Source organism: Acidocella aquatica (assembly GCF_030160635.1).
Classification (GTDB): Bacteria; Pseudomonadota; Alphaproteobacteria; order Acetobacterales; family Acetobacteraceae; genus Acidocella; species Acidocella aquatica.
Map to the genome: position 1 here is coordinate 57,944 of NZ_BSOS01000067.1, position 12,414 is coordinate 70,357.

A 12,414-nucleotide genomic window follows, 5' to 3' on the forward strand; every position below is an offset into this window, starting at 1 on the left:
TTTTTTCATGTTGCCTTGTTATACGGAGGCTTGTTGCGCGGGGCGTTAGGGCGCGCGCAACAGAGCGCCACCCCGCGCGGGGTGGCGGAGCGTAACCCGTTGCAGGCTTCAAGGAGAGTCACATGGCCAGGTTTGAAGCGCCGGCGCACTGCGCCGGGTACGCCGGGTTTTTCTGAGATGCCGCTTGTCAGGCGGCGCGGCGCCACGGCGGGGGATGCGCGGGAGGCGGCAAGCCGGCCGGAGGAATGGCGCGCGCAACTCGGCAGTGAGGATGCGCGCGTGCGGTGGCGCGCGGCAAAGGGGATGACGGGAGAACCTGGCGCGGGTGCGCTGTTGCTGGCGCGGCTGGGGGTTGAGGCCGACAGCAATGTGCGCGCCGCGTTGTTCGCCGGGCTGGTGGCCATCGGCGGCGAGGATGCCGCGGCCTGTGTGGCGGCGCTGTTGCGCAGCCGTGACCCCGGCCTGCGCGGAGGCGCGATTGAGGCGTTGCAGCAGTTGCAGGCGCAGGCTGTGCCGGTGGTGGATGCGCTGCTCGGCGGGATGGACGCGGATTTGCGCCTGCTCGCGGTTGAGGTGACGCGCGCCTGGCCGGTGGCGCTGGCGGCACCGCGGTTATTAAGGGTGATAGAGGATGATGCGCATGTGAATGTGTGCGCCGCCGCTGTGGATGTTGCAGCCGAGATCGGCACACCGGCTTTGCTGGAGCCGCTGGCGCGGTTGCGGCTGCGCTTTGGCGATGAGCATTATCTGGCGTTTGCCGCGCAGGTTGCGCGGGCGCGGATCGGGGGTGAGGCCCCTTGTCCGCCATGATGGCCGGGACGGATGTTGTTACGATTTCAGAATCTGAGTTTGAAAAATTCCGCGATTTTTTTTATCGGCGGACAGGCATTTTGTTTACGCAGAGCAAGCGTTATTACGTCGACAAACGGTTGCTGCAGCGGATCAGCGCGGCCGGAATGGAGAGTTTCGAACAGTATTTCATGCGGTTGCGGCGTGATGCGGGTGAGGAGATTGAGCAACTTATCAATCTGTTTACCGTGAACGAGACTTATTTTTACCGCGAGGAGAATCAGTTCGGCGGTCTGGCGAACCATATTCTGCCCGAGCTGACCGCGCATCTGGCGCCTGGGTCACGGATACGGATCTGGTCGCTGCCGTGTTCAACGGGGGAGGAGCCGTATTCGATCGCGCTGTATCTGTTGGAGAATTGGCCGGAGATTGAGAATTATGAGGTTGAGCTGCTGGCCTCGGACATTGACACCCGAGCGCTGAGCGCGGCGCGGGCTGGGATTTATGACGCGCGGGCGCTGCACAGATTGCCGCGCGATGTGGTGCGGCGTTATTTCGTCAAACTGGGCGAGGATCAGTTCCGGCTGTCGAACACCATACGCCAGGCGGTGAGTTTTTCGCGGGTGAATGCCAGCGACCCGCGGGAGATGCGGGCATTTGAGCAGATTGATGTGATTTTTTGCCGTAATATGCTGATCTATTTTGATGACCGCGCGCGCCGGCGCACGGTGGAGGCGTTTTATAAAAGCCTGCATGACGGCGGGTTTGTGTGCCTTGGACATTCTGAGTCGATGAGCCGGATTTCGCCGTTGTTCAGGGTCAGGCCGTTTCCGGGGGCCGTGGTGTACCAGAAAGCAGGAGGCTGACGGTGAATATGGAATTTATGCCACACGGGCGATGGCCCGCGGGCCAGGAGCGCGCACGGATTTTGATTGTCGATGATTCCAACCTGGTCCGATTGTATTACCGGCATCTGCTGGAGCGGGAGGGCCATGATGTTGAAGAGGCGATCAACGGGATCGAAGGGCTGGAGAAAGTGTTCCGCATGCGCTTCAGCCTGTGTATTGTGGATGTTAACATGCCGATGATGGATGGCCACCGGTTTTTGCTGGCGCTGCGCGAAGAGGCCATGACGCGGGGAATGCCGGCGCTGGTGACCACGACGCAAGCCGGCGAGGAAGACCGCCGGGCGGCGCTGGCGGCGGGGGCAACGGCATATTTGGTGAAGCCGGTGCGGGGCGATTTGCTCGCTTTGCAGGTGGCGGCCTTGCTGGGCAGGGCGCTGCGATGAGGTGCGCGCCACGGGTAAATTATGCGCGAAGGGCGGCCGCGCGAGGTTTCTTAACTGGGTTTCAATACTTGGGGTTCACGATGGAAATATCGGGACCGAAAATCAGCCGAATGGAGCCTAGGTAATGCCTGTAATTCTTGTTCTTGACGATTCGGCCACTATGGTCATGAGTCTGTCGCATATTCTGAAGGGCGCGGGCTACGAGGTGGAAACCGGCATGAACGGGCGCGAAGGCATTAACAAATTGGGCGAAGGGATAAAGCCTTCGGTGATTCTGACTGATTTGAACATGCCGGAACTGGATGGCATCGGCTTTATCAAGGAAGCCCGGAAAATTGCCTCGACGCGGTTCACGCCGATTATTGTGCTGACGACGGAATCCGGCGGGCGCAAGCGCGATGAGGCGCGTGCGGCGGGGGCCTCTGGCTGGTTGACCAAGCCGGCGGAGCCGAACCAGCTGCTGGCGGTGGTGAAGCAACTCTGTCCGGCCAAGTAGGCGGGTAGGCCATGGCTGATACAACCGAGGCCAATGAACGGCTGGTGTGCGCGATTTTAGCGGAGCAGGTTTCAACCTTGCGCGACCGTATGGATGCCAGCGCTGCGTTCGATCTTCTGTGGCGGACCACCGCTTTGCTCTCCTGGCTCTCCGGCCTGCTGGGGGATTTATCGCGGCATAGTGCCAGCACCAATCCGGTGCTGGAACGTGAGCGGGCCGAGGCGATTGCGGAAGTTGCTGAAATTCGCGGGGAACTTGATAGGCTCGCTTTTAGCCAGGCGCAACGCCAGGATTTTGCGCGGCAGATTGCCGATTGCGTGGTAACCGCGCTGGAACGCATGGCGGTGGCCGAAATGCCCGCGGGGACCAGCTTTTCTTCAGGGGATCTGGCGGCATTATATGTTAGCGATGATCAGCGCAAGCTGCATGATGCGGTGGTGCAACGGATGGGCTGCTGATCGAGCATTTGATATGCTCTGATTTATTATACATTTTTTCAGCGCTGTTGAGGATTGATCCCGCCATGCCGCTTTGACGCGAAGGCGATAGGACGGCCGCTCCTTATGTACCCTCCCTGCCAATGCGGCAGCGGGGGTTTTTCCGTTGGAAGTCCGGCATCGTTGGAGGCGATGAGGCCGTATTTTGTTTGAGGTGATTGGTTTGTTCATGTTTTAATTTACGAAATTTTAAGTCTGGTGATGTAGGGATGAGATGTAGATGAATTTCGTAATGTTTTTCTCTGATGGATTTTTTGCCGGTCTTTTGAATCGGTGAACTCTGGTGAAAGCGCACGGGGCAAAATGCAGTTGGGGTTTCTGGATTTTTATGGCGGTGTTCTGAATGTGCAGCAACAGCGCGCGGAGTTGATCGCCAATAACATCGCCAACGCTGATACGCCGAATTACAAGGCCATGGATGTTCCTTTTGACAGCGCATTGGCCGCGCAGCTGGGCGATGTGAGCGCGAGCGCCGCGCCGCTGTATCGCGCCACCGGCACGGTGGGGCTGAATGGCAATGATGTGTCGCTGGATGCCGAGCGCGTGGAGGCTGCGGCCAATGGTGAGCAGATGATGGGCGCCACGGCGTTTCTGCATCAGGCGACGACTGATCTGGTGACGGCATTGCGGCCGAATCCTGGTGGTATCTGAACAATGGAAGAAAGGATTGCGCCATGAGCGGTTCTGATATTTTTGGCATCGTTGGCAGTGCATTGGCGGCGCAAAATGCGCGCATGGGAGCGATTGCCTCCAACCTCGCCAATGTGGATTCGATAACGCCGCCGGGTGCGGCACCTTACCGCGCGCATGAGGTGGTGTTCGAGGCGGCGCCGGTGACGGGGATGAATGGCGGCACGGCGGATATGGGCGTGCAGGTGGCGGGGGTGCTGCAGAGCAATGCGCCGCCGGTGCAGAAATATGATCCCAGCAGCCCGTATGCCAATACGAAAGGTTACGTTACCGGCTCGAATGTCAGCCAGGTCAATGAAATGGTGGATCTGATCGACAGTTCCAGCAGTTATTCCGCCTCTGTCGCCGTGCTGCAGCAAGCCAGCCGGATCGACCAGCAGATGCTTGCCAGCTTTCAGGTGTCCCCATGACCAATCTCGCTGTTTCCAGCTCCGCCAATGCCGCCGCCACGGCTGCTTCGGTGGCGGCATCCACCACCGCGACCAAGGTTGCCGCGGCTTCGTCGGGGTCGGCGTCTTCGCTGACGCAGGCGAATTTTTTGCAGCTTTTGACGGCACAGTTGAAATATCAAACGCCGACGACGCCGGCCAATCCGACGCAGATGGCGCAGGAATTCGCGGCGATTTCCACGGTTAACGGAATTAATCAGGTGAATACGCAGCTCGCCGCGATGAAGGCCAGTACCGGTGCGGCGCAGATGGCGCAGGCCTCCGCGCTGGTGGGCAAGCAGGTGGCGGTGGCGGGCGATACGTTGAGCGCCAATGCGGCCGGAAAGGCGGCCGGGGCATTTAATCTGGCCAATGCGGCGCAGGCGGTGAGCGTGAGCGTTTTGAACCCGAGCGGCACGGTGGCCGGTACGGTGAATCTCGGTGGGCTTGCGGCCGGGCAGCAGAGTTTTTCCTGGGCCAATGGTACGCCGGGCACGCAATATACCTATTCGGTGAACGCCACCGATGCGGCGGGAAATGCCGTGAGCGCCACGCCCTATAGTGTTTACACGGTCGAGGGCGTGAATGTGTCGAGCACCTCGCCGACGCTGAACGTGCAAGGTTCAGCAACCACCCTCCCCGTTTCATCTGTTCAAACTGTGCTTGGAGTCGCCTCATGACAATGCAAACCGCCCTATCCGGCCTGACCGGCGCGCAGACGGGGCTCAATACCGTCTCCAACGATCTGGCGAATGCCAGCACCACCGCGTTTAAAAGCCAGACGGCGCTGTTCCAGGATATTTATCCTGCAGGGGCCGGCAAGGTTCCCGGGATTGGCGCCGCGCTGGAGGGGATTTCATCAGACCTGACGCAAGGGGCGCTGACCGCGACCGGCAATCCGCTGAATGCGGCGATTCAGGGCAATGGGTATTTCGTGGTGCAGACAAACGGCGCGCAGCAATACACCCGCGATGGCGCGTTTCAGCTTAATTCGGCTGGGCAGTTGGTGACCGCGAGCGGCTCGAATGTGTTGGGCTATACGCAGACCGCCAGCGGCTCACTGGGCAGCACGCTGGGGCCGATTACGATCAATACCGGGTCCATGGGGGCGAATCCCACCAGTAATCTGGGATTGACGCTGAATTTGAATTCGGGCGATCCGGTGGTCCCGGCGGGTACGGCATTCAGCACCAGCAACAGCGCTTCCTACGATCAATCAACTTCGGTGGTGAGTTATGACTCGCTGGGCAATGCCAACCGGGTCGGGTTGTATTTTGTGCAGAATCCCGCGGCGAGCGCGGGGGCGGTGCCGAATTGGACCGTGTATGCGCAGCCGCAACTCGCCAACGGCACCAATGCCGGGACGCCGCAGACGCTGACCACGCTGAATTTTACCTCGGCCGGGGCGCTGAGCAGCGGCAGCCCGGCGACGCTGAATGTGAACTGGGGCAATGGCGCGGCGAATTCCTCCATTGCCTTCAACCTGACCGGCACCACGCTGGCGGCACAGAGTTTTTCGGTGGCCGGAATTACCAATAATGGCTACGCGCCGGGCAGCTATAGCGGCTCCACGCTGGCCACGAATGGGGCTGTGCAATCAACCTACACCAACGGGCAGACGGTGAGTTCCGGCTCGTTGGCGCTGGCGAATTTCATCAACCAGGAGGGGCTGACGCCGGTTACGGGGAATCTGTTCTCGGCTTCAACCAGCTCTGGGCAGGCGGTGGTTGGCACGCCGGGCACGGGGCTGGCGGGGACGCTGAGCGGGGGGAATCTGGAGGCGTCGAATGCGTCGACCTCCTCGTTGCTGGTGTCGTTGATCCAGTATCAGCAGGCGTATCAGGCGAATACATCGGTGATTCAGACCGAGCAGCAGGACAGCCAGCGGCTGGTGCAGATTTAAGCCATGCAAAGCACATCGCTCTACACCAGCATGGCGGGACTGCAGGCGATTAACGCGCAGATGCAGGCGCTTTCGGCCAACCTCGCCAACCAGCAGACTCCGGGGTACGCCGCTGTGCAGGCGATGACGGAGGCTGCGAACTATCAGGGCAGCAACGCCCCCGCCGGGGCGGATGCGGTGGCGCTGACGCCGGGGCCAAGCCTGGCGCTGGGCAGTTTGAACCATACCGGCGACCCGATGAATGTGGCGCTGGGCGGGGATTCCTGGCTGGAGGTGCAGACCGGCAGCGGGCCGGCGCTGACGCGCAATGGTTCGCTCAGCCTCTCAAGTGCCGGGATATTGACCGATACGGCCGGAAATCCGGTGTTGGGCGTGGGGGGGCAGCCGATCAGCCTGCCGAGCCTGGCCAAGCTGGAGATCGGCACGGATGGCACTGTTTCGGGTGTGCCGGCGAGTTCACCCGGCGGGCCGGCGCAGGTTTATGGGCAGATCAACCTGGTGGGCACCCCGGCGGGGCCACTGACGCCGCTGAGCGGGACGCTTTATAGCCCGCCGGCGGGGGTGACGCTGACTGCCGCCACCAATGGCTCGCTGCATCAGGGGTATTTAAACGGCAGCAATGTCGACTCGATCCAGAGCATGATGCAGCTGATCGCCGACGGCCGATCGTACCAGACGCAGACGGATTTGATGAAATCGCAAGGCAGCAGCGCGGCTGACCTTAATGCGCTGGTCGCGCAGGGGTGAGCGCCATGGCGGCAAAACATTTAACCGGCAGAGCCGCGATTTTGTGGCAGGCCAGCGGAGCAGACCGATGAACCACGCGCTTGATACGATTGCGACGGGGCTGCAGGCCAGCCAGACGATGATGAACACGATCGCGGATAATCTCTCGAACGTGAATACCACGGGGTTTAAGTCGGAGACGCCGGAGTTTCAATCATTGCTGTATCAGGATGGGATTCAGCCGGGGGCGAATTCAACCGGGACCACGGTTTATCCATCCGGGCTGGAGGTGGGCACCGGGGTGAAGGTGGCATCCATCAAGGATACGCTGACGCAGGGGACGCTGACCAGCACGGGCAACCCGATGGATCTGGCGATCAACGGCAATGGGTATTTTCAGATTTTGCAGCCAAATGGCCAGACGGCGTATACGCGCGATGGATCGTTCCAGCTGAACCAGAGCGGGCAGCTGGTGAATTCCAGCGGGTATCAGGTTTTGCCGAGTGTCACCATTCCGGCGAATGCGACGAGTGTGACCATCGGCACGGATGGGACGGTTTCGATCACCTCGCCGGGGTCCTCCGCGGCGACGCAGGTGGGGCAGATTCAGTTGGCGAATTTTGTTAATCCGCAGGGGTTGCAGCCGCTGGGCGGGAATTTGTTTGCCAGCACGACATCGAGCGGCACGGCAATTGCCGGTGCGCCGCAGAGCAATGGGCTGGGTTCGGTGAACCAGAGCTATCTGGAATCCTCCAATGTGGATGTGGTGCAGGCGATGGTGAATATGATTTCCGCTGAGCGGGCTTATCAGCTTGGCACGCAGGCGGCATCGGCGATTGATAACCAGCTCAACTATCTGGCCCAGGCCGCCGCGGGCGCATGAGGCAGTGGCGCAGCATGTTCGGGCGGGGCGTTGTGCTGGCGGGGCTTTGCGCGCTGGCGGGATGCGTCACCAAGCCGCCCACGGCGGCGGCGCTGGTGGAGCCTGCGGCGTTTCCCATCGAGGTGCAGCCGCAGCAGGCTGCCATGGATGGCTCGGTGTTTCCCGCCTCCACTTCTGGCTCGCTCTATGAACCGCGGCGGGACTGGCGGCCGGGGGATCTGGTGACGATCAACATCGTGACCAGCGCCACGGCGGATAATACCGATAATGCCGCGTTGAAGCGTACCGGAACGCTGAATGATTCGCTGACCAGTTTCATGGGTGTGCCGCTCAGTTTCGGCAAGCTGAACGGCGCGAGTTTTTCACCGAATATGGGGGCGACATCCGACCAGGAATATGCCGGGGCGGGAACGGCGGCGGCTTCCAACAATATCTCCGGCCAGGTGGAGGCGGTGATTACGCATGTTGACCCCAACGGCACGCTGGCGCTGGCGGGGCGCACGAATGTGAATATCAACGGCAATGTCACCAGCATTGTGGTGACGGGTTATGCCAGCCCGGATGATATTGCTGCCAACACGACCATCAGCTCCAATAACGTCGCGGATATGAATGTGCAATATGTCGGCAATGGGCCGATCAATGGCGCGCATCAGGTGCCGTGGCTGCAGCAGATTCTCACCAAGGTCTCGCCGTTTTGACGCGCGGGCGGGGGAGATTTGGTTTTTGGCTGATGGCGGCGGTGTTTTGCGCGGCCACGGCGCGGGCGGACAGCACGACGATTGACCAACTGGTGACGGTTGCTGGCGCGCCGACCAACCAGCTTTATGGCTATGGGTTGGTGGTGGGGCTGCCGGGAACGGGGGACCAGACGACCGAGGTGCCTTATACGCAGCAATCCATCCTCAACATGCTGCGCAACATGGGAATTTCGTTGCCGAATGTGACCTCGATGCAGCCGAACGACGTGGCCTCGGTGATGGTGACCGCCGAGGTGCCTGCGTTTGCGCATGCGGGGCAGCGGGTTGATGTGACTGTGTCGGCGGTGGGGAATGCGGCCTCGCTCGCGGGCGGCGTTTTGTTGCCAACGCCGATGCGCGGGGGCAATGGCGTTGTTTATGCGCAGGCGCAGGGGCCATTGCTGGTGAGCGGATTTGCCAGCAGCGCGGGGGGAACTTCGACCAGCGTGAATGTGCCGACGGTCGGCTCGCTACCGGGCGGGGCGATTTTGGCGAATACGATTCCGGCGGATTATGCTGTGAATGGTTTGAGTGCGTTGCTGCTGGACACGCCAAGCTTCCAAACTGCGCAGCAGATTGCCGATGTGATAAACGCCAGCTATGGCGGCGGGACCGCGACGGCGGCATCGCCGGGCGAGGTGGATCTGGCGGCGCAGGGGTTGAACCCGATGCGCTTCATGGCCGGGGTTCTCTCGTTGCCGATTACGCCGCCGGCGCAGGCGCCGACGATTATCGTGGACGCGCAGAGCGGCACGATTGTGATGAATGCCGGGGTGACGCTGGGGCCGGCCGTGGTGAGCCATGGCGATCTGACCGTAAATATTCAGACCACAACTGGCGTGAGCCAGCCTGGGCCGCTCAGCAATGGGTCCACGGTCGCGGTGCAGAATACGGCGGTGAGCGCCAAGCAGCCGAAAGCGGATGTTATCAACCTGCCGCGCGCGGCGACCTTGCAGGATGTGGCGGCCGCGCTGAACGCGGTGGGGGCGACGCCGTCTGATCTGATCGCGATTATCGAGGCGCTGAAACAGGCTGGCGCGATCAACGGCACGATCAAGGTGATATGATGAGCCTTGTAACAGACTTTGGGCATTTATCCGGGAATAATTCCACACCGCAGCCGGGGTTGAGCGCGGCTGTGAAGCATATGGCCGGGATGCTTTGGTATGAAATGCTCTCGGAGTTGAACAAGAGCGGGATGAGCGCCGATACGCTTGGCACCGGCGGCGATAATTTCCAGAGCATGTTCATGTGGAATGTCGCGCAGAATGATTTTGGCAAATATGATGGCGCGCTGGCGGCGGCGGCGGCGCGCCAGGTGGGCGGCGGGGGGAGCAGCGCGCCGGGGGTGGCGCCTGTGTTGCCGGTGGCGGCAGATATATCCGCAACACCGGCGGCGGTGTTAGCCGCGGCGCCGGAAGAGACGCGGCAGGCGGGAGATTTAGTAAGCCAGGCCAAGAATTTTGCCAAAGCCGTGTGGCCGCAGATTCAGGCGGCGGCGCAGCAGCTGGGCGTGCCGCCGGTGGCCCTGCTCGCGCAGACCGCGCTGGAGACAGGATGGGGCGCGGCGGCGCCGGGGCATAATCTGTTCGGAATAAAGGCCGTGGATGGCGAAGCGGGAACCAGCCGGGCAACACATGAGATGGTCGATGGCGCGCTGGTGCCCCAGATTTCGGCGTTTCGCGATTATGCCAGCACAGGAGCCAGTGTTTCCGACTATGTCGGGCAGATACAATCGGGATTTCAGGGCGCTGTCGGGCAGCCTACGGTGGCGGGATTTGCCGGGGCGCTGCAACAATCCGGCTATGCGACGGATTCGAATTATGCCGCCAAAATTGTCAATATCGCGCAATCTCCGTTGATGGCGCAGGTATTGCAGGCTGTGGGCATGGCCACCCAGGGCGCGGGGAATGCGCCGCCAGAGCAGAGCAAGGCAGGTGCGTTATGAGCGGGATCACGGGCGCGATGAATACGGCGCTGAGCGGGTTGAAGTTATTCGAGGCCGGGATCAGCACGGTTTCAAACAATCTTGCGAATGCCACAACGGCCGGGTATGCGGTGGAGACCGTGAATTCCACCACCGCGGTGACCACGCCTGGGCAGCCGGGAAGCGGCGTGCAGGCGCCGCAGATATTACGCGCTGCCAGCGGGTTTGCCGCCGGGCTGCTGCGCACGGCCAATAGCGCGTCGCAGGCGGCGAGCAATCAGGCTGCATCGCTCACCACAATTTCCAACGCGCTGACCAATAACGGCAATGTGCAGACCTCCATCAACCAGTTTTTTCAGGATATCAGCACACTGGCGGCGAGCCCCGCCAGCGCGGCGCAACGCCAGACCGTGCTGGCGGATGCGCAGACGGTAACAGGATCGTTCCAGAGCGCGGCCGGGGTGATCAACGGTGCGATCAGCGGGGCGGGTGCGGTGTTGCAGCAGAGCGTGAGCTCGGTGAATAATCTGCTGGGGCAGTTGGCGGTGATTAATAAAAGCCTGATCGCGGCGCCGAATAGCCCGAGCCTGCTCGACCAGCAGCAGGCGGCGCTGAACGCGCTCTCCAATCTTATTTCAGTGAATGTGCTGCCGCAGGCTAATGGTTCGGTGATTGTGGCGACCGGCGGGAGCGTGCTGCTCGACCAGAGCGGGGCGCAGAATCTGAAGGTTAATAACAGCGGTGGCGCGCCGAGCCTGACCGCGGGAAACAGCGCCGCGCCGCTGAACATGAGCGCCGCGGATGGGGTGATTGGCGCCAGTGTGAACACATATCAGGCCGGTGGCGCGGCGTTGCAAAGCCTTGGCGCGATTGCCGCGATTTTTGCTGGCAGCGTGAACACGGCGCAGGCGCAGGGATTGACGCCGGCGGGGGCACAGGGGAATGCGATATTCGCGGTGCCGGCGCCCAGCGTGACGGCGAATGCGGCCAACACAGGCAGCGCCGGCATAACGGCGCAGATTACCAATGGCAGCGCGTTGCCGGTTGATGGCGGACCGTTTTTGTTGAGCTACAGCGGCGGCGGATGGACCGCGACGAACCAGGCGAGCGGGCAGAGTTTTACCCCCAGCGGCACGCCGCCAGGCTTTGCCGGGATGACGCTCACGATAACCGGCACGCCAGCCAATGGCGACCAGTTTTTGCTCAACCCCGCGCCGAGCGCGGCAAGCGGGATCGCGGTGAGCGCCACCAGCCCGAACGATATTGCCGCGGCGGATCCGTATGCGGCGACGCCTGGGGTTTTGCAGAGCAATGGTTCGATCCTGAACAGCAATGGCGGGAGTCTCAGCACCGGCGTGGATAGCGTGAGCGCTACGCCGGTGAGCGGTGCGGCGGTGATTCCCGCAAGCTATTTCGGGCAAAATCTGCAGGTGACGTTTACCTCGGCGACGGCCTATACGGTTGCGGCGCCGGCAAGCCCGGGCACGGCGATTGCCAGCGGTACGCTGGGGAGTTCGGGGGGGACACTGGCCGTGGCTTATCCGGCGGGGGCGGCGGCCGGGCAGTATTGGCAACTGCCGATAACGGGTACGCCGGCGGCGGGCGATGCGCTCACGCTGACGCCGGGAGGCAGCAACAGCGGCAGCAATGCCACACGCATGGCGGCGCAGTGGACCGCCTCGGGCACCACAGCCTCGGGAACATTGCAGCAGGCGGTTGTGGGTTTTGGTACCTCGCTCGGCGCTAATGCGCAGGCGGCGCAGCAGCTTGGCAGCGCCACCGCCGGGCAGGTGACCACCGCGACGGCGAATTTGCAGGCAGTGGCAGGCGTGAGCACCGACCAGCAAGCCGTGACACTGACCAATTACCAGCAGGCGTATCAGGCGGCGGCGCAGGCGATCAGCGCGGCGCATACAATGTTCGAGTCGTTGCTGACGGCGGTTTAGAGTTTTCGGCGCGTGGCTGAAAACTCTGGTTTCGTGTTCGAACGGGAAATTTCATGCGCTTAGCTTGGACGTTCCAGGTCAATCCAGGCGCATATTGC

At 61.8% G+C, this 12,414-nt stretch carries 15 protein-coding genes; all 15 read left to right on the forward strand.

The genetic code is table 11. From position 1 onward, the window contains the following. Nucleotides 1-177 precede the first annotated feature (177 nt). The 15 genes from QQJ84_RS11120 (at nt 178) to QQJ84_RS11190 (ending at nt 12,316) form a co-directional block, all read left to right on the forward strand. Complete coding sequence (locus QQJ84_RS11120; RefSeq protein WP_284258260.1) at nt 178-810, forward strand: HEAT repeat domain-containing protein; 633 nt, start codon at nt 178-180, stop codon at nt 808-810. Next, complete coding sequence (locus tag QQJ84_RS11125; protein ID WP_284258600.1) at nt 807-1,655, forward strand: CheR family methyltransferase; 849 nt, start codon at nt 807-809, stop codon at nt 1,653-1,655. The genes QQJ84_RS11120 and QQJ84_RS11125 overlap by 4 nt, the downstream gene beginning before the upstream one ends. A gap of 8 nt (nt 1,656-1,663) precedes the next feature. Continuing rightward, nucleotides 1,664-2,080, forward strand: a complete 417-nt coding sequence (locus QQJ84_RS11130; RefSeq protein WP_284258261.1) for a response regulator — start codon at nt 1,664-1,666, stop codon at nt 2,078-2,080. Nucleotides 2,081-2,204: 124 nt separating this feature from the next. Next, nucleotides 2,205-2,576, forward strand: coding sequence for a response regulator (locus QQJ84_RS11135; RefSeq protein ID WP_284258262.1), 372 nt, complete (start codon nt 2,205-2,207; stop codon nt 2,574-2,576). A gap of 11 nt (nt 2,577-2,587) precedes the next feature. Continuing rightward, nucleotides 2,588-3,034: a hypothetical protein gene (locus QQJ84_RS11140; RefSeq protein WP_284258263.1), complete on the forward strand. Its 447-nt coding sequence runs from the start codon at nt 2,588-2,590 to the stop codon at nt 3,032-3,034. 342 nt (nt 3,035-3,376) lie between these two features. Then, the gene (locus QQJ84_RS11145) at nt 3,377-3,724 is read left to right on the forward strand and encodes a flagellar basal body rod protein FlgB (RefSeq protein ID WP_284258264.1); all 348 of its coding nucleotides are present in this window, start codon (nt 3,377-3,379) and stop codon (nt 3,722-3,724) included. A 23-nt stretch (nt 3,725-3,747) separates the two neighbouring features. After that, nucleotides 3,748-4,173 carry a flagellar basal body rod protein FlgC gene (flgC, locus tag QQJ84_RS11150; protein WP_284258265.1) on the forward strand — a complete coding sequence of 142 codons (426 nt, stop codon included), beginning with the start codon at nt 3,748-3,750 and terminating at the stop codon, nt 4,171-4,173. Beyond that, nucleotides 4,170-4,871: a flagellar hook assembly protein FlgD gene (locus QQJ84_RS11155; RefSeq protein WP_284258266.1), complete on the forward strand. Its 702-nt coding sequence runs from the start codon at nt 4,170-4,172 to the stop codon at nt 4,869-4,871. The genes flgC and QQJ84_RS11155 overlap by 4 nt, the downstream gene beginning before the upstream one ends. Next, nucleotides 4,868-6,094: a flagellar hook protein FlgE gene (locus tag QQJ84_RS11160; protein WP_284258267.1), complete on the forward strand. Its 1,227-nt coding sequence runs from the start codon at nt 4,868-4,870 to the stop codon at nt 6,092-6,094. The genes QQJ84_RS11155 and QQJ84_RS11160 overlap by 4 nt, the downstream gene beginning before the upstream one ends. A gap of 3 nt (nt 6,095-6,097) precedes the next feature. Next, nucleotides 6,098-6,841: a flagellar hook-basal body complex protein gene (locus QQJ84_RS11165; protein WP_284258268.1), complete on the forward strand. Its 744-nt coding sequence runs from the start codon at nt 6,098-6,100 to the stop codon at nt 6,839-6,841. Nucleotides 6,842-6,908: 67 nt separating this feature from the next. Continuing rightward, a complete protein-coding gene (gene flgG / locus QQJ84_RS11170) occupies nt 6,909-7,703 on the forward strand; it encodes a flagellar basal-body rod protein FlgG (RefSeq protein WP_284258269.1) in 795 nt (264 codons plus the stop codon). Then, nucleotides 7,700-8,404, forward strand: coding sequence for a flagellar basal body L-ring protein FlgH (locus QQJ84_RS11175; RefSeq protein ID WP_284258270.1), 705 nt, complete (start codon nt 7,700-7,702; stop codon nt 8,402-8,404). Before flgG ends, QQJ84_RS11175 begins: the two co-directional genes overlap by 4 nt. Before the next feature lie 32 nt (nt 8,405-8,436). Next, nucleotides 8,437-9,510, forward strand: coding sequence for a flagellar basal body P-ring protein FlgI (locus QQJ84_RS11180; RefSeq protein WP_284258271.1), 1,074 nt, complete (start codon nt 8,437-8,439; stop codon nt 9,508-9,510). Next, a complete protein-coding gene (locus QQJ84_RS11185; RefSeq protein ID WP_284258272.1) occupies nt 9,510-10,391 on the forward strand; it encodes a glycoside hydrolase family 73 protein in 882 nt (293 codons plus the stop codon). Before QQJ84_RS11180 ends, QQJ84_RS11185 begins: the two co-directional genes overlap by 1 nt. Next, a complete protein-coding gene (locus QQJ84_RS11190; RefSeq protein ID WP_284258273.1) occupies nt 10,388-12,316 on the forward strand; it encodes a FlgK family flagellar hook-associated protein in 1,929 nt (642 codons plus the stop codon). The genes QQJ84_RS11185 and QQJ84_RS11190 overlap by 4 nt, the downstream gene beginning before the upstream one ends. Nucleotides 12,317-12,414 lie beyond the last annotated feature (98 nt).